Genomic DNA, 22,874 nt, shown 5'->3' with positions numbered 1-22,874 from the left:
CTTTCACCAAAAGTTACAGACATGATATCCGCATTCAATAACCGGGTAAGACAGATCCTATTACTAGTCATAATGGTCTGCCTGGTATTACTGTTGTTCAGGGAGCTTTATCTTTTCTTCCCGGGATTTCTCGGGGCGATCACTTTATATATCCTGGCGCGAAACCAGTACAACTGGCTGGTTACAGAGAAAAAGCTGAACCGCAGCCTGGCGGCGGCCATTTTTATGATCGGGTTCGTGATCTGTATTGCCATTCCTATTTATTTCACCGCAGAACTCTTGTCGTCTCGCATCACTGCATTGGTGAATAACCAGGATGCGGTGATGCAAAGCCTGCGTTCCGTTTCGGATCAGATCCGGCGCTGGACAGGGCAGGAACTGCTTTCAGAGAACAATATTGCGCAGCTTCCCAAACAGATCAGCGGTTATATCCCGTCTGTGCTGAACAGCACCGTACTGATACTGGGCAACCTTGCCATGCTCCTGTTTTTATCGTATTTCATGTTTACAAATGGAGAAACGATGGAAAGATCCCTGCATCATTTTATCCCGCTGCGCAATCAGAACATTCATATACTGGCTGGCGAAACAAAAAACATGGTAAGAGCCAATGCCATCGGCATACCGCTCATTTCTGTCATACAGGGCATCACCGCACTGATCGGTTACTGGATCTTTGGTGTGAAGGATTATGTGTTGTGGGGATTCATTACCGGCGTATTCGCATTTTTTCCTGTGGCAGGCACGATGCTGATATGGATTCCTATCGTTATTTATGTTTTCTCCACAGGACATACCACACAAGGTATCGGCCTGCTTATTTACAGTCTTATTGTAACCGGCAATATCGATTACCTGGCGCGGATCACTTTATTGAAAAAAATAGGGAATGTACATCCTGTCACAACCGTATTAGGAGTGATTGCAGGCTTGCAGCTGTTTGGATTCTGGGGTTTCATTTTCGGACCGCTGCTGATCAGTTACCTCATATTGCTTTTCAGGATTTACACAAGCGAGTTCGGACCCCTGCATTCACCGGATGACCGATTCCCTAAAAACCAATGAGACTTTACAGTTTGAATTTTATGCCCGACACAAAACCCAGGGTGCTGACATAAGTTTTAACCGGCGCATCCTTATTGATCGGCGTCAGTGCAAAATTGAATGAAGGGAAGAAGGTCACCGCCCAGTGTTTCCCGATCGAATATTCAGCTCCTGCAGAAACGATCCCTGTAAAATAACTCGGACGCAGTCCTTTGATATGCCCGATCTTACTGTTCTCTTTTACAAAACCGTTGAAGTAAGTCGTCTCCGTGCTCTGGTCGGTAAGGATCCTGATAGACACACCTGTTCTTGTAAAGAGTGAAAGTCTGCCTATTTTAAAATTGTATTTAACCGCTAACGGGATGCCTACATAATGCAGCACATTTTCCGAACTGATCGACTGCAGACTGTCTCCCGCTGCAATAGGTTGCGAGGACGGCATTTTAGGCTTGATAAACCCGTACCCTGAAGAAAAATTGAATTTGAATTTAACCACACCATCATCATCGGGTCTTGCAAAGAAGAATTTCGGATGTATGGTGGTGCTGTGTGCGGAATACAGCAGTCCGCTTTCGATGGTCCAGCGTGAGTTCAGATCGTAGGAAGCCAGCAGGCCTGCCGAGTAAGTGTAGGCATCATCCTCTGTGCGCCTGATCTCTTCTTTTCTTTCATCGCGGTGCTGCGCGAAATTCTGGTACATATAGCTGGTGCTGCGTTCAGGCGCATAAAATGCAGTGAATGAAAACCCTTTCCTGGCTGTTATTTTTGGTTTGGAAACCTGTTCCGGCACATCGGCCTTTGCCAATGTTTTAACAGCAGGCATTCCGATCTGCTGAGGCGCACTTACTGAAAGATCAGGCAACCTATAAGCTGTTTCCATGTTACCCTGTGTGAATGTTGAATGATTATCTTCTGCAGCTGCCTGTGGCAATGAAGCTGCCTGCTCCTGTATTACAGCAGGAACAATAACCAGTTCGTTCTTATCATCAGCGGGGCCTTCTGAATTCTTATGCATACCCGAAGTCTGGTTACCGGCTATTACAGATTTAAGCTTATGCCGCTGATCCACTTTTTGAATTCCGCCAGGCTGTGAAACGTTATTATTTTTTGATGGCTTGCCTTTATTTTCCGGTTGTTCTGCCAGGTTGTTACTGCCGGTGATGCTATTGCTTTCAGCAGCTGCTCTCTGCCGGGCCGGCTGTGACTGATCAGTACCTGCAAACTGTTTGATGCCACTGCCGGAATTCCGCACAATCAATGTTACTGTTCCTGACAGGAGTAAAAGTAATACAGCTGCAGCCAGCCACCTGTGATTTCTCTTTGCAGGAGCATTTATAGTTTCCGCATAGGGGATCAGCGTATCGAGGTCTTTATCGAGCCGTTCTTTTACGTAAGCAGGCGGAGTTTCCCTGTGGCCCTCCAGCTTATCGCGGAACAATTGATCGATATGTTTAAAATCTTCTCCCATTTTAATTATTTACAGGCTTACCACATTCATTTTTCTGGTGATTGCTTTTTGCAGCATTCGACGTGCATCGGATAGATTGGATTTGGAAGTGCCTTCGGAAACACCCAGGTATGCTGCGATCTCGCGGTGTTTCATTCCTTCAAAAACATACAGGTTAAATACCATTCTGCAGGCCGGCGGCAGCTGCTGGATCATACCGATCAGCGTTTTCACCTCTATCCTTGAAGTAATATCTTCTTCATGAACATATAATCCGTCATCTTCTTCACTATCACTACTCACTATCTGCAGCTGTCCGCGGTTGCGGTATCGCTGCAGGGCGCAGTTGATCATGATCGTGCGGATCCAGCCTTCAAAAGACCCTTCGCCCCTGAATTGCCCCAGATGCTGGAATACATTCAGGAATCCTTCCTGAAGGATGTCTTCCGCATCTTCCCGGCTATCGGCATACCGGAGACAAACGGTATACATAGCAGATGCAAACAGCTCATATAACCTGGTCTGGGCATGACGTTGCCCCTTGATACAATCCTGTATGAGCTGGTTTGTCAGATCCACTATCCTGTTTCGTTTTAAAACAGATGCATAAAACAGAAAAAAGGTTGGGTCAGAAAAAAATATTTTTCACCCAACCTTTTTTACCTCGGTTACATCTTATGTTAAGAAATCCCAAATCCGTCAAGCTAATCAACCAACTATGCACTTCCTGAAAAACATCTTGTCGCTTCTCTTTCTTGCAGTAGCCATTATTTTCATTCCTGACCGGGAAGCAGAGGCTTAACCGAAAATACCATTCAGTACGCCGGCCAATCTTACTCCGCCTTTCAGCAACTGTTCGTTGACAGTTTTGATATGGTCGAAATTATACCTGTAACTCAGCTTCTGGTCGGGCTGTTTGATCTCTTCATATAATTTACGGCTGATCGCATAGGAATCATAGATCCATTTGTCGAAGCTGTCCGACTGCCAGGCTTTACGCTGTTCTGCCGTAGTAAAGTTGATCGCATTGATGTATTCGGTATAGCTGAGCTGCTGAAAATCGACCAGTTTATCATCCCATACCGCGTGCAGGTTGGTTGCTTCGTTGAACCACATCACTTTTACCCTGTTCCCGCCCAGATCAGACAATCTGCCCACATGCATGGGCTGATGCAGATCGCCGATGATATGTACGATCAGTTTAACATACATGATCTTCGTTTCGCGGCTCAGGTTGCCCTTTTTCAGTTCCTTTACCATGAAATTTACTTTGGTATATGCATTTACCGAAGTATCCTTTTCCAGGAAATCGTGCATGGCCTGGAAAGAGAATCCATCCTCGAAATTGATATAATGCCAGTTGCTTAAATAATTGTAAGCAGGATCCGATTTTACAAAATCAGGCCAGTTTGCCACCATCGCCAGTGATTCATTACCCAGCAGCGCTGTGATTGCCTTCCGGGCTTTCGGTGTAAGGTAAGATTCAGCGATGCCGCCAACTACCCTGTGCCCCGTAAGACTCCAGGCCTGCGACTGTAACGGCAGGTAAAATAAAGCGGCAATAACAAGTACTCTTTTCAACAATTGCATAATGCTGTTTTTTGTGGTATGGAAGTTTATTTCCGGATGCAATATTAAAGTATATGCTGTGAACAGGCAATGCAACAGTGTTGACCGGATGACGTACCTATATATAAACCCTGATATATCACCCGCATCACGGATTTGAAGCTTGCATTTACATCTAATACCAGACCTTTTTTCCTATTTCGTAATCATTTTTCCCGATCCGGTTATTTCCGGCAAAAAACCGCACTCACTTTTGCACGCTAATTATACTGATTGATGATCAAAGCGTTGCATACAATTACTTTCCTCTTTCTGACCATCCCGTTCTGGGCTGAAGCACAGTCAGTTAAGGAGATCAGGGGTAAAGTAACAGATACAGCCAACGCGCCGCTTTCCTTCTGTAACATTAAGATTTCGCAGAGCGACCTGGTCGTTTCCACGGCTATCGACGGAAGTTTCACCATTCCTGTGCTGCCCGGCACCCGTGAAATTCAGCTGGAAGTAAGCCATGTGGGCAAGCAGGTGGTACAAAGAACCATTTCCGCTGCCGCGTTCGGGAATTTCCTGGTGATCCGGCTGCAGGATCTCAGCCTTAGCCTCAATAAAGTGGAAGTGACCGGGATCCGGAAAGGCAACGCATCCAACTCTTCCATACTTTACAACCGCGAAGCGATTGCACAACTGCAGGCTTTCAGCCTTGCAGATATCCTGAATAATTTACCCGGAAAAACAACAACAGCCCCCCAGTTGCAGAATCCGCAAACGATCACCCTGCGCAGCGATGCCGGCGGCAACCATGCACTCAGCAACTCGCTGGGCACTGCGATCATCCTCGACGGGGTCCGTCAGTCGAATGATGCCAATATGCAGTCGCGCAGTCTCTCTATCCGTGGCATGACCAGTTCCATTCTCGGCAGCCGTTCAGACGGTAGCTTCGATGTGCCTTTCGGTGGTATCGATCTACGTGAGATCCCGGCAGATAATATCGAAAGCGTGGAAGTAGTATCGGGTGTAGCTTCCGCACAATACAATGAATTAACCGATGGCGCCATCATCATCAATAGGCAGGCAGGCAGAACGCGTTACCAGTTCAACACGCGTATCAATGAAGGTTCTACGGACTTCTCCCTTTCCAAAGGATTTGGTCTGGGCAAAAAACTAGGTGCGCTGAACCTGAGCCTGGGTTACCTCAACAGCAACAAGGACCCGCGCGATAAGATCAAAAGCTACAACCGGGTTAACAGCAGCCTGATGTGGACCATCTATCTCTCCAAAAAAATCAAGAACACGCTTTCTTTTGATTATAATACCAGGCTCGATGATGTGAAGGTTGATCCGGATGATGATGCCGAACTGAAGACTTATGCCAAAAGCCGCAGTCTTTCCATTTCCAACCGCACTTCAATCACTTTCGGCCGCGGTTTTGTCAAAAGCATGAACATGAGCCTGAGTTTCAGCTCCGGTTACCAGGACACTTATAATCAATGGCTGCTCAACGGTCCGCCGAAAGGATTGGCCAACAAAGATACCACCGGCGTTTATGAAGGAATATTCCTTCCGGGCGCTTATCTCGCCGAAGAACGCATTATCGGGAAACCGAGAAATTACGCTGCCAATATCAGCATGATCAGTGTATTCAATACCGATCTTATGCTTCATTCCATCAGCTATGGATTGAATATAAGCGGCAGTGGTAATAAAGGTGAAGGCATTGTAGTTGATCCTGAAAGGCCCCGCTGGATCAATATCAGCAACCAGAATGAACGTCCTTACAATTACAAGGAACTGAATGATATGACCAGCGCCGGTGTTTACCTGCAGGACAATATCACGCTGAGGTTGGGGCGCCGCAATGTTCACCTGGGCATGGGACTCCGCTATGATATCCAGAACGGTACCGGAAGCCTGCAGCCACGTATGAGCGCGCGCTATATGCTGAGCAAAAAACTGGAACTGAATGCAGCTTATGGTATTTCCAGCAAATCGCCTACCATGGCACACCGTAATCCGGCACCGGCATGGCTCGACATTCCTTTACTGAACCTTTATAACGGTTATGCGGATCAGAGTCTTTTCCTCGTGTATACGCAGAAGATCATACCAGATAACAGCAATCTGAAGCCATCCCGTTCTTCACAACTCGAGGTTGGATTGAAATACAACGACACCTGGGGAAGCACATCCTTCTTTGCTTACCTGAAGCAGGACCGCAACGGCTTCAACAGCTATTCGCGTTTCCAGCCGCTGAACCTTCCTGAATATGGATATACAGCTATTCCGGGGCAAAAGATCACTTATTATCCTACCGGCAATACCATCACTTATGCCGGTGCCGGTAATTACGTGATCACGAATGGGCTCAGCTCAAACAACTATGGTGTTGAGTGGATGATCCAGACGCGTAAAATTCCTGTACTGCAAACCAGCTTTACAGCAGGTACTTCTTTTTCGCTGAGCACTTATCATAATGCGACCGACAGGCGTGTTATCATGGTAGACAATGCTTATATCCAGCAGGGAAAAGAAGCCTGGTACGGTGTTTATCATGCGGATGAAAAAAAGAACTGGTCGCTGACCACCAAATTCGGAACCGATACACATATTCCCAAACTCGGTTTTGTGATCAGCCTGTCGGCGGATATATTCTGGCAGAAATCAACGGAAACACTGAACCACGGCAACGAGCCGATCGGTTATATCGACAAGAACCTGCAGTACCACGACATTCCATATTTCTCCTCCAGCAACCCTGTATATGGTTACCTGAAACTGGATCCGGATGTGGTTATTGTTAACGGTGTTGCCATGAGCAATACAGCGCCGACAAAGCTGCCTTTCGTATACGGCAACCTGAACATGCGCATTGCGAAAGAGATCAATAAACAGATCAGGCTGTCGCTCAGCGCATACAATGTACTGAACCTCCGGCCGGAATATTATAATCCCGTAACCCAGAGCACAACCGTGTATGGTTCACCAGTGAGTCTTACAGCAGGGTTATCGGTTCAATTTTAAAAAGTAAACAATCAGAACCCATTCTATAAAACTGTAATAAAAAACGGATGAAAAAACTACTTCTATTATCGCTGGCAGGCAGTTTCTTACTGGCTGTATCCTGTAAGAAGAAAGACCTGGGCGGCTTCGTAAAGCCGATCAGTTTTTCTGTAAAACTTTCGTACGAAGCCAGTGTAAGCGGCCTCGGCCTGCGCCAGGACAGTGTTCTTGTAAAAATCACCAACCTCACAAGCGGTACTGTTAACGAAGCATATTCAACCAGTACGGGCATTGCAAATTTCCCCAGCATCCCTCCAGGCAACTATACCATTACGGCTACCGTAAGTATCAAAGCGGCTAAGTACACAGAACTGAGTGGTACCGCAGTGAATGAAGATGTGGTATTCAACGGTAACGCCACCAGCCAGTCGCTAACAACAGATCAGCAGACACTGGATATTACATTATCTGCGGGAAAGCTGGGCGACTGGGTATTCAAACAGATTTATTATGCAGGATCGAACACAAGCCGTGGCGCGGTTTTCCGCGATCAGTTCTTTGAACTGTATAACAATTCTAACCAGGTGCTGTATGCTGACAGCCTGTATTTTGCACAGGTATTCGGATCGAATGTAACAACCAATAACGCTGCCAATGCAGGCTATCTTTCCAACAGCCAGTACGACTGGAGCAAGTCGATCGGCATGACCGGCACAAGAGCCAATGAAGATTATGTATATGTAAGATCGATGTACATGATCAAAGGAACGGGCAAGCAATATCCTGTACAACCGGGCGAGAGCATCATTATTGCACAGACTGCGCTGGACCATACCAAACCGTACGCCAATAATGATGGCACCACACAGGGCATTACAGATCCCACATTGACCATAGATCTGAGTAAAGCTGATTTTGAAGGCTACCTGGTGGATTACAAAAGAGCCAGTTTTGTTCCTACAACATCATCTCCAACCTTCTCTCCGTATAAATGGGATGTAGACAATCCTGCGGTGCCTAACCTCGATGTGGTTCTTGCGATCTCCATGAACGATATGATCCTCGAAAACCTCGGCCGTGATGCTTATGTGATCTTCAAAGCACCGGATTCAGATCCGAGAAAATGGCCTTCATACCCCGCGCCTGTTGAAACATCTGTAACAGCTACAACCACCTTATATCCGCAGGTTCCTGTACGATATGTGATCGATGCCGTGGAATTACAGCGCGTGGTGGAAACACAACGTGTGCCTAAACGTCTTCAGAACTCGCTGGATGCAGGCCCAACCAATGTCAGCGGCGGCGAGTACACTTCACAATCACTGGTGCGCAAAACAGCGCGTACTGTAGGTGGCAGAAAGATCCTGAAAGACACCAACAATTCTGCCAATGATTTCGCAACCAAAACAAAAGCCGATCCTTCCAAATCAGCATCTTCTTTTGTAGATTAATCATGATCAGACTTATATCCATACTTGTTTTTGCAACAGCTATCGCCCCTGCTTCCGCGCAAGTAAAAAACGGGGGCGATAGCCTTTACCGGTCGGTCATCAGCCGCAATAACATTGCCTTTATCAACAGCAATTCCACGCAGCTTGAAGCGGGTGACGTGAACAAGGCCGGCATGGCATCACTTTCATTCAATACCGCTAATGGTTCGTACAGGCGTTCGCAGGAAGCGCAGCAATCGACGACTGCAAATTTCTATACCGAAGGCATCAGCACAATCGGCAGGTTTAAAGTAGCCGGCAGTTTCAGGTTCAACAAGATCTGGGAAGACAGTCTTGCCTGGAGTATGAAAGGCATCGACGAAGATGTACAGCCTTATTATTTCTTTGCAGGCAAGGCAGGCGCTTATGAACGTCAGAACTACAATCTTAAAGCCATAGTATCCTATACCCTTTTGAAAGACCGCCTTTTCCTTGCATCCGGGTTTAAATACGATTATCACTGGACCACGCGTTCTGTGGATCCCCGTCCGGATGTTAAATTATTCAGTATTCAGGTCTCCCCTTCGCTTACTTATAAAGCCGGCGATCATGTGATCGGCGCCGGTATTACCTGGGGTTATGGCAATGAGACGAACAGCATTACTTATAAAAATAAAAACTACGCAGGCAATCAGCTTTATATTGACCGCAACAGTTACCTCAGCCTGGGTTACGGTCATATTGCCAAAATGCAGGGTAGTCTGCGCCGCTATGATAAATTCAGCGGCTTCGATCTGAATTATGCCGGCACAGTGGCTGGCATCAACACAAAAGCATCATTCTCTTACCTGCTGCGCGAGGAAGACAATACCCGCGACGCAGGTAGTTCCCAGACTTATTCCCTCTTCAGCTATCTCCAGCTTGAAGATTATAAAGCAGCTTTGCTTTTAACAGATAAAACCGGCCGCAGACAACTACAGTTCAGTTTTCTATCCGGAAGCGCACTGAATTGGGCCGCCGAATTCAATGCCACGAGTTACCAGTATGTAAGCAATCATGCAGATGCCACTTACCTGCAGCGCTTTGGAAAACGTGTTACACATGAAGCCGGCTTCAGCCTCGCATATGATGATGTGAGCAAGGATGATATGGTTGAAGAACACAGCATCGCCTACCAATTATTACAACCCGGGCTTCAATACAATATCTATTGGAATAATAAGGAACGCGACCAGTTTTCTGCAGGATTTTCGCCTTCTGTGAAACTGCCGCTGAACAACCAGATACATGTTCCCGCTACACAGGAAAACGTTTTCACAAAAGGGATCGTTTACCCGGATTATATCTACCGCGACAGTAAAGTGCTGCAGCTCGATGCAGAAATCGCGGCCAGCACACACCGCCTGGTCCGCAACCTGCATATGGGCTTAAAGATCAAAGCCAGCTGGCAATCAGCAGAAGCAGCAGTAATCGCATTCCCGCAGGCCGGTTTTATTCCCGGCAGAAACCGCTTTTTACTCAACGTCAGCGCTAACCTGTATTTTTGAACCGTTTATGAAAAAGTTACTCATTCTTTTTGCTATACCGCTTTGCTGCATCCTGCTCACGTCAGCGGGAACTGCCCTGTTGAAAAATGACCCTGCCTATAACGACAGCCTTCGTGCTGTTTACGGTGGTCCTGCTTCAAAATGGCCGAAGCCGTTTATTGACAGCGGCGTGGTATGGAAAGAACTGGGCGTATTACCCGAAAGCCCGCTCGCACCGCATCTGGATTCTTTAAAGCCGCTGATCACGCTGGGCAAGACGTTGTTCTTCGACCCCAGATTAAGCGGTTCCAACCAGATCTCCTGCGCAACCTGCCATGTGCCGGACCTTTCATGGGCCGACGGCAGGGAAAAAGCCGTGGGACATGATCAGCAGGTAGGCAAACGCAATACACCAACACTGTTCAATGTATGGTTCTATAAAAAACTGTTCTGGGACGGCCGCAGCAACAGCCTCGAAGACCAGGCGTTTGCCCCTATCAACAGCGAAGCAGAAATGCACAGCGATATGGCCATTGTTCCATCGAAGCTGAGAAAGATCAAAGGTTACGACAGTCTTTTCACCAAAGCGTTCGGTAGTAACGGGGTAGATCCCGAAAGAATTACAGAAGCGCTTGCCGCTTTTCAGAGAACGCTGGTAAGCAGGAAGAGCGATTTTGATAATTTCCTGCTGGGTAAGAACCAGAGCATGTCAGACGCTGCCCTGCGCGGCCTGCACCTGTTCCGGACGAAAGCGAGGTGTATGAACTGCCATAACGGGCCATTACTGACCGATAATGAGTTCCATAATATCGGGCTGACCTATTATAAAAGGGAAAATGAAGACCTGGGACTGTACAATGTGACGAAGAAGCCGGAGGATGTAGGCCGTTTCAGAACACCATCCCTGCGGGACGTGATCCGGACCAGGCCCTGGATGCATAATGGCCTGTTCGACAATATAGAAGGTGTGCTGAATATGTATAATGCGGGCATGCCGCAACCCAAACCCAGGCCAGGCCAGCTGAACGATCCCCTTTTTCCGAAAACGGACCCGCTGATCAGAAAACTGAACCTGACGAAGGAAGAAAGAGACGATCTGATCGCATTTCTGAATGCAATTACAGCTGAACCCTGGAAAGTAAGAATGCCGGAACTACCGAAATAGACCGTATTTTGACAAAGTTTTATATGACCGGCTATTACCGGAAGTATTTGAATTGTAATTTTGACCCACTAAAAACAGAAACATGAAAAAAGTGTTATTCTCATTGATCGTACTGGCTGTAGCCGGTGTTGTAAATGCACAACCACCCAAAGGCCCTGTAACTCCAGGTACTACATTTGGCGCTGCCACTAACGCTCAGGGTGCTGTTGCGATTGCAACTTTGCCTGAAACACTTGCAAAAACAGCTACTGTTGATACCAAGGTCAAGGCGAAAGTGCTGGAAGTCTGCCCTAAAAAAGGCTGCTGGATGAAACTCCAGGTAAATGATACAACTACAGCTTTCGTTAAAATGAAAGACTATGGTTTCTTTGTACCGGTTGAAATGGTAGGCAAAACAATTGTACTGGATGGCGAAGCAAGCCTGAAAACAACTTCTGTTGAAGAGTTGCGTCACTATGCAGAAGATGCTAAAAAATCAAAAGAAGAGATCGCGGCGATTACCAAACCGCAGCAGGAAATCAAACTCACTGCAAAAGGTATCGTAATTGTAGATTAAGCTGATTCTATGCAAAATATGCTGAAACCCGGCCACATGGCCGGGTTTTCTTTTACCGGGGTTTTTCCCATATTGCAACTACCGGTAAAACACGGTATTTTATACCATGGTTAAAACAGTCCAAAAAACATGATTTTACCCATTGTTCCGTATTGCGGTCTGTTTTAATTTGAAGTGAGTTAATCCCTCTTTATGCAAACATCGCGTTTACACATTCTGCTGGCAGATAACAATGAGATTTACAGGTATGGATTGAAATTATTACTGGAGGAAGCCGGCTTTGCCGTTACAGCCACAGCGTCCGACAGCCAGGCATTGTTATCCGTAGCGAAACATATGCCGCCGGATATCCTGCTGATCAATACAGACATCCGGGACAGCAGCATCCTGAAAACGATCAGTCAGGTGCGCGATTTTTCAATATTCACTGGCATTATTGCGATCTGCTCTTCACACGAAAAGTTGTGCATTGCGAAAGCGGAAGATGCGGGTGCACATGCTGTTCTTTCTGCAAGTTGTGAGAAAAAGGAACTTCTGGATACCATTGACAATGTCAGGATGCGAATCCAGAGCAGGGAAAACGGTCCGTCCATTTTAAAGCCTGCCGCCAATCATATCAGGCAAAGATTATACACTACAGATCAGAAACAATTATTGTCGCCCAAAGAAATCGAGATCATCCGCATGATCTGCCAGGGTTTTTCTACAAAAGAGATAGGCCACGCATTGTCGCAGGGTGCCAGAACGGTTGACGGCTACCGGCGTATTATCCTTAAAAAAATAGAAGCACGTAATCCGGTGGATATTGTGATGTATGCGATCCGGAACGGTTTGCACCAGGTCTGAGCAACATTACACGATGCCCATCTGCTGCATGAGATAAGTAGCGTTCCTGCTTTGCGCTACACCTGGCCGCATGATGAAATCAAAATGCAGTCCGCTTGCTGTCAGTTCGCTTTCAAAGCAGTAATTGGAGATCTCCCGTGGTGATCTTTCTGCAAGTATACCCAGTTCTATATCATGTGTGGCAATCAGCGAAAGGCAGTTGTATTGCAATAGCTTCCGTATCAGCAGTGCCGTGCCATCGTGCTTGTCTACAGAGTTTGTACCACGCATCACTTCATCCAGCAATACCAGTGCAGGGATACCGGTTTCAAGTTCCTGCATGATCGACTGCAACGATTTGAGTTCTGCATAAAAATAAGAAGTGCTTTCTTCGAGGGAATCGATATGATGAAAGGATGTGAGCAGTTTCATGGGCGAGAACACAAAGCTTGCCGCGAAGACCGGCGCACCACATTGTGCCAGCAGTAGATTCAGTCCTACCGTGCGGAGAAAAGTGCTTTTGCCGGACATATTGGAACCTGTTACCAGGAGCAGCTTTTCATCCACTCCAATCGAAGTGTCATTTACAACTGCAGTTCCCGGTTGCATCAGCGGGTGCCCCAGTTTCTCTGCGCGGATGGAAAGTTTTTCATTGTCAATCGCAGGAAATATAAAATCGGGGTGATTGACATGAAAGGACGCGATCGAATTCAGCATTTCCATTTCCCCGAGCGCTTTCAGCCACAAACCGGTTCGGTGCTGGTATTTACGGATCCACTTCATGTAGGTGGCTGCGCTGTGCAGGTCGAGCAGGAAAAGGCCGTTCAGGATAAGGCCGGGCAGGCTTACACGCAGATCGAATAATCCTGTTATACGCGACAAACGTTCGAACCCGTTTTTTGCGTCCGTTGTATCATCCTTCAAAGACTGCAGGTGCGGATGCTGAAAGGACTGTGCATTGATATGTTTAAAACAGTTGCTATACTGATCGTAGAGATAACTTCTTTTAGAAACCTGTGCGTGCAGCCTGTTGATCTTACGCAGAAAAAAAAGCAGTACGATATAACCAAAGATTGTTACGGCTGCTACCGGTAACAGGTTCTCATACCAGATGGCAGTTCCTATTGCAGCAAACCCCAGCACAGGCCAGCCGATTGCCAGTGCGCGGCACAGCGGGGCAAAGAGGAAATCATAATCACCTTTATCTGTCTGCTGTTGGAACTGGTTATGAGCTTCGCTTTCATCCAGCAACAATGTTTCCGCCAGCAGTTCCTGCCTGAAATCCGTAAGTGCCGCCAACTCCTGTACACATGCCTGTGCAGCTGCGATCGCCGCGGGATCTGTATGAGGCTGCTGCAGTAAAGCGGCCAGCTCCTGTTTTCCGGATTTACCTGCAGCACGGTTGAGGCGGTGGTAGAGAGAATGTTTACCAAACACAGAAAGATCCGCAGCGGCGCCTTTCTGCTTACCGAATACACTACCGTTATCAAGAAAGGATTCACCCTGCTGCAATACGATTATTTCATTCTGATTGATCTTTACCAGCTGCTTCAGAAATGCAATCTTCTTTTTCACATCTCCCGAGATCACTACGCAATAGAGGAAAAGTATAAGCAATGCCAATGCAAACCACAACCAGGTTCCGGTGAAACGAAGACTGAATGCCATGTACAGGCAATAGGCCGCCAGCGTAAATAAAACAAACCGCAGTGTCGCGAGCAGGCGCCCGCGCTGTACGTATTGTGCTGCCTGGCTTTCAAATGCCTGTTCACGTTGCCGGTATAATTGTTCTGCGGAATCTTTCATGAACCCCTTCTTTTAAAATTGCTTTATTTATAACTGATAAAAAGCAACTGCATTTCCCCCGTAAAACAGCGCCTGTTCATCTTTGCTGAACGAAGAAAAATATTGTTCTGTAATGGCTATTGCTTCTGCATAAGAAGCAGCTAGCAGGCATACCGGCCAGTCAGACCCGTACATGATTCTTTTGATGCCAAAAGCTTCCGTTACGGTTTCCATATATGGCTGATATATTTCGTATGCAAGATCATGATCTGCTTCGGTAACCATGCCTGATATTTTACAATATACATTATCGCAGGAAGCAATTGCCTGTATTTGTTTTTTCCAGGCGATCATATCGCCTTTACCAATCTTTGGCTTGGCAATATGATCGATCACAAATGGCTGATCGGGGAATTGCCTTACAAGTTCATATGCAGCAGGCAACTGGTGTTCATAGATCAGCACATCATACGTATAATTGTAGCTGCTCAGTTTGGAGATCCCATTAAGGAATGCAGGCTGCCGCATGAACTCCTGCGGTTCTGCCTGCAGGATATGGCGGAAGCCTTTCATTTTATCATGAACACTGTAAGCAGACAGTTTCATTTCAATATCTGCAGCGCGAAGATCTACCCAGCCTACCACGCCTTTAATGAAAGGATAGGATGCAGCATTCTTCAGCAGGAATGCACTCTCTGCATCGGACTGGTCTGCCTGAACAGCCACGCAGCCATCCAGCTGGTGTTGCTCCAGTAATGGCTGCAGATCTGCCGGCATGAAATCTCTCCGTATCACCTGCATGGTATCGTCTATCCAGCTGTCGCGTACAGGATCGTATTGCCAGAAATGCTGGTGTGCGTCGATTTTCATCATAGCTTATAATTTGAAGATCCTGTCCATCAGCATCCATTTCTCACCCTGTGCAGCGAGTGGCAATGCCTGCTGGTACTTCCACATCAGCTGCTCCCATTTTTCCACTTCGGGATTTGATGCATCCATTGCAGCTTTACGTTCGAAGCTGAAGGTTTCATCGGCATCCATGATCATAAAAAGGCGGTTACCGGTACGGTAAATCTCCATATCCGTAATACCGGCATCACTTATACTTTTTAAAATAGCAGGCCATACCTCACGGTGGTATTCTTCGTATTCCCTGATCAGTTGTGCATCATCCACAAGGTCAAGCGCGAGACAATATCTTTTCATATTTGCAGTTTACGTTTTATCTTAACAAACAGAAGTTCCGTCTTCCACCTGCACACGATACACTTCGGGTGCAATACCAAAGGTTTCAGTATAGGCATTGCTCACCTGAATTACAAGGCTTTCAACGGCTTCTTTTTTTACCAGGTTGATTGTACAGCCGCCAAAGCCGCCACCCATCATCCTGGCTCCTGCTACAGCAGGGTTTCCTTTTACAAGATCCACCAGCACATCAAGTTCCTTACAGCTCACTTCATATAATTTGCTGAGTCCGTGATGCGCATTGTACATATGTATTCCGAAGGCATCGATATCGCCATTCCTCAGGCATCCGGCAGCAGCTTTTACTCTGGCGATCTCTTCCACCACAAACAGGCAGCGCCTGTAGACCAGTTCATTTTTGCCGGCCAGCATTTCGGAAAGCATTTCAACGGTAACATCACGGAGACTGTTCACTTCCGGGTATTTCTCACGTATGATCGCTATACCGGCTTCACATTCTTTACGTCTTGTATTATATTCTGAAGAAGCAAGGGTATGCTTCACATTGCTGTTAAAAAGCAGTACCTGCCAGTCTCCCAGTTCGAAAGGGATATACTCATATTCGAGCGAACGGCAATCGAGTTTGATAAGGTGATCTTTTTTGCCAAACACACTTGCAAACTGGTCCATGATACCGCATTGCAGGCCAACGAAATTGTTCTCGGCTGCCTGTGCGGTTTTAACAATATCCACTGATGATACCGGAAGCTCAAAAAGCTGTCCGAGTGCAAAAGCTGTAGCACAGGATAATGCTGCAGAAGAAGAAAGACCTGCTCCCTGCGGAATATCACCGCCGATCACAGCGTTAAAGCCACCGGTATGGTGCCCTGCTTTATGCAATTCAGACACAACACCCATGATATAATCCGGCCAGTTGCCCGTATGCGTCAGCTGATCAGCATCAACCGCGAAGGATTCGCCAAGATCTTCTGCAAAAAGCCTGATTTTGTTTTCGTTGTTTTTACCGATGGCGATATAAATTGCTTTATCTATAGCCGCAGGCATCACAAAACCCATGTTATAATCGGTATGCTCCCCGATCAGGTTAATACGACCGGGCGAACGTACGGTGAGTGGTTCTTCATTGTAAAGCGTTCTGTAACGCTGTTCCAATTGCTGTTTCATGGCAATCTCTATTTAGGATTTTCCGACTGTTGCTTTTTTGCCTTCCAGCTGTTCACAATGAAGGTTGCGATTGTTTCCGGATTTTCGATGGTAACATGATGACCATTTACTTCCTGCTTCCCAAGGATCATGGGATACATGGTAACCGGACCGCCTAGTTTTATATAATTATTCGCAATCACCAGTGCGTTTTCCTCCATGGGCATCATAGCATCTTTCAGTCCGAATGTGAAGTACAGCGGCACCCTTTGCAATGCCAGCTGCTCCAGGTTGTCTTTGGGGTTGTCTTTATATGCGAGCGCCTGTTCTTCCGTAAAACCATATGCTTTCAGCAATTGTTTCCAGTTATCTGCATTGCCTGTTCCTTTCATGGCAGCATCTTTCAGGCTTCCGCCGGGCCAGCTGCGGATCTCACTTACCGGGTTTTCTGAATAGATACAGCTTACGCGATCAGGATGTTTCTTGGCCCATGCAAATTCGCAGAGGCTTCCACGTACAGCTCCTTCCAGCGCTGGCCAAGGAGAAAAAGATCTCTGTTTCACAAGCAGGTCATAAAACTGATCCCAGATGGTCATCAATGCCGGCTGACCATATAACTCCTTGCTGTTCACATTCAGGAATGCCAGGTGGAACCCTTTGGTAACTAGTATACTGTCTATCTCAACATGAAACTCAGGTGAATAAGACCGCCATAACCATGGATTACCGGGCAATGGTTTTTCGGGGATCACGATATATGCCTGCGTTGTATCTACCTTAAAGGATTCCTTACGAAAGCCATGCCAGAATTGCATTTCCTGCGCTGAGAGCAAGAGGGGAAACAGGCAGATGAAAAGCAGGATGATCTGTTTACTGGTATTCCGGGTGTACATGTTTTTGTTTTTGGATCTACTGGTTCGAACGTTTGGATCACATCATAATAATTCTACTTCTTCATGCATGGCCGGGATCACCACTTCTTTGAAACCCTTGCGGCGCAGACGGCTTGCGAAGTCCTGCTGCACATCGTATTCACCATGTACCAGGAATAAGGTTTTCACCTCGCCCGGCAGCTGGCAGGCAATGAACTGACAGAGATCATCGTAATCGCCATGTGCACTCATGCTGCGCATTTGTCCAACTTCTGCCACCACGTTATAAAATTCGCCGAAAATCTTCACCACTTTTTCACCGTTCATAAGTCTTCCGCCAAGCGAATGCGGTTCACAATAACCTACCATCAGGATCGTGTTCTTCTGATCGCTGATATTGTTCATGATATGATGCTTCACGCGGCCTGCGTCTGCCATCCCGCTTGCGGAAATGATAATACAGGGCTGCGGCAGTTCGTTGAGGTATTTGCTTTCGTCTACCGTTTTAATGAATTTCAGGCCTTTGAAATCAAACGGATCCGAATCTGTCTCCATTACTTTCCTGATGCGGCGGTTGAAATATTGCGGGTATTTTTTCAGCATCTCGGTAGCTTCCCTGCTCAGCGGACTATCTACATAAATGGGAATAGCCGGCAGCCTGTGTTCCAGTTCCAGCTGGTTCAACGCATACAGTAATTCCTGTGTGCGGCCCACACTGAATGCAGGAATGATCAGTTTGCCTTTCTTTTCCAGGCAGGTATGTGTGATCCATTGCAGCAGCGTATCGGGCGTGCCTTTTACATCGTCGTGCAGTTTGTTGCCATACGTACTTTCCAGGATGATGTAATCTGCCTGTGGAAAAACTTCGGGGGAACGAAGGATAACATCATTATACCGGCCCACATCTCCGCTGAAAGTAATGCTGGTCTCTTTCCCGTCTTCTTTGATCCGCAGGTGAACCGCTGCGCTGCCGATGATATGTCCTGCATCTGTATACAACAGTTCCACACCAGGTGTAATGGTTTTCCATTCACCGTAATGCACGGGTTCAAATAAGGCACTTGCATCGGCTGCGTCTTCAAGATCGTATAATGGTTCATAAGGCGGAAGTCCTTGTTTCGCGCGCCTTTTGTTGATGAAGCGGGTATCGTCTCTCTGTATGGTAGCAGAATCTTCGAGTAAGATTTCGGCCAGTTCCTTTGTTGCTGGCGTGGCAAATATTTTTCCCTGGAAACCATCTTTTACCAGTTTTGGAATTAACCCGGAATGATCGATGTGCGCGTGCGACAATACAAGAAAATCTACCGACATCGGATCGAAGCCAAAGCTGCTGTTCAACGTCAGCGTGTCTTTTCCCATTCCCTGGAACATGCCGCAATCGAGCAGGATTTTTATTCCGTTCTTTAAAGTGATGAGGTGCTTGGAGCCGGTTACGGTTCTCGCCGCTCCGTGAAATGCTATTTTCATATGGTATCTCCTTTCTCCGGCTCTTCCTGTGTCCGGACTTTTATTTATTATTCCGTTCTCTTACCCTTTGCCTTGAAACTCCATGTGATCCGGAATTCCGCTACTACTTCTCCCGCTTCATTTCTGCCGGTTGAATTGCAGGTGATAGTCACTGCTTCACCGGTATCGATGGTTCGCTGTACAGTTTCCGCAAGTGCCGGGCCATCGTCACAGCTGAAGCAGACCAGGCCTGTCACCTTTTTATAATAATGGCTCTCCACACTTACCACCAGCATGCTCACGGCCGGATTGCGTTTGTATACCTGCGCAAAAGCGGGCAATCCTGTGCTCATTTCCGCAGCCATCGACTGCACAGCAAAATACATGGATTTAAAAGGATTCTGATTGAACCATTTATACTTTACAGTAACTACTGTATGCTTTTCATCGAAGTGCCGCAGGCGCAGTCCTGCAAAAAAAGCAGCAGGCAGCCGCTGCAGGAGAAAAAGCCTGAACTTCACCGGATGCGATACCAGTTTCTGAAATGATTGAAATGCTGGATTCATGACTGCTTACCTTTTATCTTTTACCGGTAGCAGGTCATAAGGAATGATAAAGCAAATGAGCTTATGGCAATACACGATCTTACCTGTTCTTACGGCCTGCTTTTATCACCTAAATGTAGCAAGTCCCGGCGATACAATAAGCAACCGGCATTTTTTTAATGTAATCGCTCTTACAACAGCAGTGCTGCGAGTCCATAGTCGGCAAGCAGGATCAGGATACAGCTTACCACCACTGCACTGGTACTGGCGCGGCCAATCTCCAGGGCTCCGCCTTTTACATTATAGCCGTAGTAGGCAGAAACGCTGCTGATGATGAAAGCGAATGTGTAGGATTTGTATAATGCGAAATTGATGTTATAAAGATTGAGGTTCTGGCGCAGTCCCACATCGAAAATATCCGGTGCAAGTATACCTGCCATATTACCGGCAGTTCTGCCGCCCCAGATACCAAGCACTGCGGAAATAGTGATGAGGCAGGGGATCACGATCAGCGCGGCCAGGATCTTTGGCATTACGAGGTAACTTTTGGTGTTGATGCCCATGATCTCCAGTGCATCGATCTGCTCACTTACGCGCATATTTCCCAGCTCACTGGCAATCTTGCTTCCTACCACACCTGCCAGTACAATACTCAGTACCGTAGGCGAGAGTTCGAGGATCATACTGTCGCGCACGATCTGTGCGATCGTGGCAAGGGGCACCAGCGGGCTCACCAGCTGGTAAGCTGTCTGTACGGTGGTAACCGCACCGAGGAACAATGAAATGATCACCACGATAGGCAAAGCGCCAACGCCGATCTCCACAGACTGGTGCATCAGTTCTTTCCAGTACATGCGCCAGTTCTCCGGCTTGGTGAACATGCCTTTCAGCATTAACAGATAAGTACCTAAATGTGTGAAAAAAGACATCTTGATTCGATTAATAATGAAGTGCCTCCTTAAAGGAGATCATTTATTTTTTCTTTTTCTTTAAGCGTCTCCACCAATGTGTCTGTTCTGCCACATCGCGTACATTGCTTTTGCATTTCAGCTGCGCATCCACTACCGATACGGTTACCATGTTCACAATGCTGCGCACTGTACTTCCCAGCTGCAATACGTGTACCGGCTTTTTCATACCGAGCAGGATCGGACCAATCGCATCTGCGCCACCCACTTCTTTCAGCAGGTTATAGGTTACGTTACCGGCTGTAAGATTGGGGAAGATAAGCACATTCACCTCCTCGTTAACCAGTTCGCTGAAAGGATAATTATCTCTCAGTATTTCTTTGTTGAATGCCAGGCTTCCCTGCATTTCACCATCCACGATCAGCGTGGGATCTGTTTTCTTGAGAATGCGTGTTGCTTCAGCTACGAGACGTGCTTCCGGAGAATCACTGCTTCCGAAATTGCTGTAGCTGAGCATGGCTATACGCGGCACCAGGTTGAAATTCCTTACTTCTTTAGCCACCATCATGGTGATATCGGCAAGTTCCTGTGCAGTAGGATTGAAATTGACTGTTGTATCGGCCAGGAAAAGCGGGCCTTTCTTGGTAAGCAGGAGGTACATCCCGGCAATCTTCTTCACATCTTCTTCGGTTCCGATGATCTGCAGTGCCGGCCTGATGGCTTCAGCATAATTTTTGGTGAGGCCGGAAAGCATAGCATCGGCATCGCCCATTTCCACCATCATACAACCGAAGTGGTTGCGGTCTTTCATGATCTTCAGGCTCTCGTATTTATTGAACCCTTTACGCTGGCGTTTTTTAAAGAACAGCTCTGCGTACTCTTCCCGCTTCTCTTCCATCTCATCGCTGCGCGGATCGATGATCGGCAGATCGGTCAGGTCTATATCATGTTTCTCTGCGATCTTCTTTATACGATCCGGGTTACCCAGCAGGATCGGGTAGGCAATTCCTTCGTCGTATGCAATACTCGCCGCTTTCAGGATCTTCTGGTTATCCGCTTCAGCAAATACAAGACGTTTCGGATCCTTGCGCGCTTTGTTACCGATCACACGGATCAGCTGGTTATCGAGGCCAAGACGTTTGTTCAGTTCCAGCACGTATGCATCCCAGTTTTCAATTCTTTTCTGTGCAACGCCACTCTCTTCCGCAGCTTTGGCTACCGCAGGCGCCACTGTTGCCAGCAGGCGCGGATCTACCGGTTTCGGAATGATGTATTCCGGACCGAACGACATATGACTTTGGTTATAAGCCATGTTCACGATATCCGGCACCGGTTTCTTGGCAAGTCCTGCCAGCGCTTTTACAGCTGCCAGTTTCATCGCTTCATTGATCTGTGTTGCCCTTACATCTAACGCACCGCGGAAAATGTACGGGAAGCCGAGTACATTGTTTACCTGGTTGGGATAATCCGTCCGGCCCGTAGCCATGATAATATCTTTCCGTACCGCTGTTGCCGCTTCATATGTGATCTCGGGGTCTGGATTGGCCATGGCAAAAACAATGGGGTTTCTCGCCATGCTTTTCACCATTTCGGGAGTGATCACATTGCCCACACTGAGTCCTACAAACACATCTGCATCTTTCAGCGCTGTTTCAAGTGTGATATTCTTTTTCTTTTCATCCACCGCATATTTGCTCTTTACCTCGTTCAGGTCTGTGCGTCCTTTGTGTAATACGCCGGCAATATCGAACATGGTGAAATTCTCGTACTTCGCGCCCAGTCCTGCATACAGTTCCACACAGGCCATAGCGGCAGCGCCAGCGCCATTGATCACGAACTTCACTTTATCAATCTTTTTCTTCTGCAGTTCCAGTGCATTCAGCAAAGCCGCACCGCTGATGATAGCCGTTCCGTGCTGGTCATCGTGCATCACCGGGATCTTCATCTGCTTTTTGAGCTCCTGCTCTATGTAAAAACATTCCGGTGCTTTGATATCTTCCAGGTTAATACCACCGAATGTAGGCTCCAGTGCTTTTACGATCTGTACAAATTTCTCGGGGTCTTTTTCGTTGATCTCTATATCGAACACATCGATATCCGCAAATATCTTGAAGAGTACACCCTTGCCTTCCATCACCGGCTTGCTGGCTTCCGGACCGATATCACCGAGGCCCAGCACTGCTGTTCCGTTACTGATCACCGCTACCAGGTTCCCCTTGGCTGTGTATTTATAAACATCTTCGGTATTCTTTGCGATCTCCTTACAGGGTTCTGCCACACCCGGACTGTACGCCAGCGAAAGATCCCGCTGGGTTTTTGATTCTTTGGTGGGAACTACTTCAATTTTACCGGGACGTCCGTTGGCATGATATTCCAGTGCCTGTTCTTTTCTGAGATCGTTATGTTTAGCCAT

19 protein-coding genes are annotated in these 22,874 nt (G+C 47.1%); 7 read left to right on the top strand and 12 right to left on the bottom strand.

Annotated elements, in window-relative coordinates:
• Positions 1-21 precede the first annotated feature (21 nt).
• Positions 22-1,065 carry an AI-2E family transporter gene (locus tag B5D42_RS02990; protein ID WP_078829935.1) on the top strand — a complete coding sequence of 348 codons (1,044 nt, stop codon included), beginning with the start codon at positions 22-24 and terminating at the stop codon, positions 1,063-1,065.
• 4 nt (positions 1,066-1,069) lie between these two features.
• Here B5D42_RS02990 and B5D42_RS02985 read toward each other — a convergent pair whose 3' ends face one another.
• The 3 genes from B5D42_RS02985 to B5D42_RS02975 form a co-directional block, all read right to left on the bottom strand.
• Positions 1,070-2,512, bottom strand: coding sequence for an outer membrane beta-barrel protein (locus B5D42_RS02985; protein ID WP_078829934.1), 1,443 nt, complete (start codon positions 2,510-2,512; stop codon positions 1,070-1,072).
• 9 nt (positions 2,513-2,521) lie between these two features.
• On the bottom strand, positions 2,522-3,070 hold the full coding sequence (locus B5D42_RS02980; RefSeq protein ID WP_217698767.1) for an RNA polymerase sigma factor: 549 nt from the start codon (positions 3,068-3,070) through the stop codon (positions 2,522-2,524).
• Positions 3,071-3,289: 219 nt separating this feature from the next.
• A complete protein-coding gene (locus B5D42_RS02975) occupies positions 3,290-4,081 on the bottom strand; it encodes a S1/P1 nuclease (protein WP_078829989.1) in 792 nt (263 codons plus the stop codon).
• Positions 4,082-4,336: 255 nt separating this feature from the next.
• On the opposite strand from B5D42_RS02975, the gene B5D42_RS02970 reads away from it, so the two are divergent.
• From B5D42_RS02970 to B5D42_RS02945, 6 genes are all read left to right on the top strand, one after another.
• A complete protein-coding gene (locus tag B5D42_RS02970) occupies positions 4,337-7,075 on the top strand; it encodes a TonB-dependent receptor (protein WP_078829933.1) in 2,739 nt (912 codons plus the stop codon).
• A 47-nt stretch (positions 7,076-7,122) separates the two neighbouring features.
• Positions 7,123-8,505 (top strand): DUF4876 domain-containing protein, encoded by a 1,383-nt coding sequence (locus B5D42_RS02965; protein ID WP_078829932.1) that lies wholly within the window; start codon positions 7,123-7,125, stop codon positions 8,503-8,505.
• Positions 8,506-8,507: 2 nt separating this feature from the next.
• Positions 8,508-10,031 carry a DUF6850 family outer membrane beta-barrel protein gene (locus B5D42_RS02960; protein WP_078829931.1) on the top strand — a complete coding sequence of 508 codons (1,524 nt, stop codon included), beginning with the start codon at positions 8,508-8,510 and terminating at the stop codon, positions 10,029-10,031.
• Between the two features lie 7 nt (positions 10,032-10,038).
• Positions 10,039-11,175 carry a cytochrome-c peroxidase gene (locus B5D42_RS02955; protein ID WP_078829930.1) on the top strand — a complete coding sequence of 379 codons (1,137 nt, stop codon included), beginning with the start codon at positions 10,039-10,041 and terminating at the stop codon, positions 11,173-11,175.
• Between the two features lie 82 nt (positions 11,176-11,257).
• Complete coding sequence (locus tag B5D42_RS02950; protein ID WP_078829929.1) at positions 11,258-11,731, top strand: DUF4920 domain-containing protein; 474 nt, start codon at positions 11,258-11,260, stop codon at positions 11,729-11,731.
• Between the two features lie 192 nt (positions 11,732-11,923).
• Positions 11,924-12,577 carry a response regulator transcription factor gene (locus tag B5D42_RS02945; protein WP_078829928.1) on the top strand — a complete coding sequence of 218 codons (654 nt, stop codon included), beginning with the start codon at positions 11,924-11,926 and terminating at the stop codon, positions 12,575-12,577.
• Between the two features lie 6 nt (positions 12,578-12,583).
• On the opposite strand, the gene B5D42_RS02940 is transcribed toward B5D42_RS02945, so the two are convergent.
• The 9 genes from B5D42_RS02940 to B5D42_RS02900 form a co-directional block, all read right to left on the bottom strand.
• On the bottom strand, positions 12,584-14,362 hold the full coding sequence (locus tag B5D42_RS02940; protein WP_078829927.1) for a MutS-related protein: 1,779 nt from the start codon (positions 14,360-14,362) through the stop codon (positions 12,584-12,586).
• Between the two features lie 27 nt (positions 14,363-14,389).
• Positions 14,390-15,214 carry an amidohydrolase family protein gene (locus B5D42_RS02935; RefSeq protein WP_245825531.1) on the bottom strand — a complete coding sequence of 275 codons (825 nt, stop codon included), beginning with the start codon at positions 15,212-15,214 and terminating at the stop codon, positions 14,390-14,392.
• Positions 15,215-15,217: 3 nt separating this feature from the next.
• Positions 15,218-15,547, bottom strand: a complete 330-nt coding sequence (locus tag B5D42_RS02930; protein WP_078829925.1) for an L-rhamnose mutarotase — start codon at positions 15,545-15,547, stop codon at positions 15,218-15,220.
• Between the two features lie 21 nt (positions 15,548-15,568).
• Positions 15,569-16,711 carry a galactokinase gene (gene galK, locus B5D42_RS02925; protein WP_078829924.1) on the bottom strand — a complete coding sequence of 381 codons (1,143 nt, stop codon included), beginning with the start codon at positions 16,709-16,711 and terminating at the stop codon, positions 15,569-15,571.
• An 8-nt stretch (positions 16,712-16,719) separates the two neighbouring features.
• The gene (locus B5D42_RS02920) at positions 16,720-17,583 is read right to left on the bottom strand and encodes a hypothetical protein (protein ID WP_078829922.1); all 864 of its coding nucleotides are present in this window, start codon (positions 17,581-17,583) and stop codon (positions 16,720-16,722) included.
• 42 nt (positions 17,584-17,625) lie between these two features.
• The gene (locus B5D42_RS02915; protein WP_078829921.1) at positions 17,626-19,029 is read right to left on the bottom strand and encodes an MBL fold metallo-hydrolase RNA specificity domain-containing protein; all 1,404 of its coding nucleotides are present in this window, start codon (positions 19,027-19,029) and stop codon (positions 17,626-17,628) included.
• A 47-nt stretch (positions 19,030-19,076) separates the two neighbouring features.
• Positions 19,077-19,574: a DUF4442 domain-containing protein gene (locus tag B5D42_RS02910; RefSeq protein WP_078829920.1), complete on the bottom strand. Its 498-nt coding sequence runs from the start codon at positions 19,572-19,574 to the stop codon at positions 19,077-19,079.
• Between the two features lie 170 nt (positions 19,575-19,744).
• On the bottom strand, positions 19,745-20,482 hold the full coding sequence (locus B5D42_RS02905) for an MlaE family ABC transporter permease (protein ID WP_078829919.1): 738 nt from the start codon (positions 20,480-20,482) through the stop codon (positions 19,745-19,747).
• Between the two features lie 43 nt (positions 20,483-20,525).
• The gene (locus tag B5D42_RS02900) at positions 20,526-22,874 is read right to left on the bottom strand and encodes an NADP-dependent malic enzyme (protein ID WP_078829918.1); all 2,349 of its coding nucleotides are present in this window, start codon (positions 22,872-22,874) and stop codon (positions 20,526-20,528) included.

It is taken from the genome of Sediminibacterium ginsengisoli (assembly GCF_900167075.1).
Taxonomy (GTDB): domain Bacteria; phylum Bacteroidota; class Bacteroidia; order Chitinophagales; family Chitinophagaceae; genus Sediminibacterium; species Sediminibacterium ginsengisoli.
Note: the sequence above shows the minus strand (reverse complement) of the source record. Positions and strands in the feature narration are given on the sequence as shown.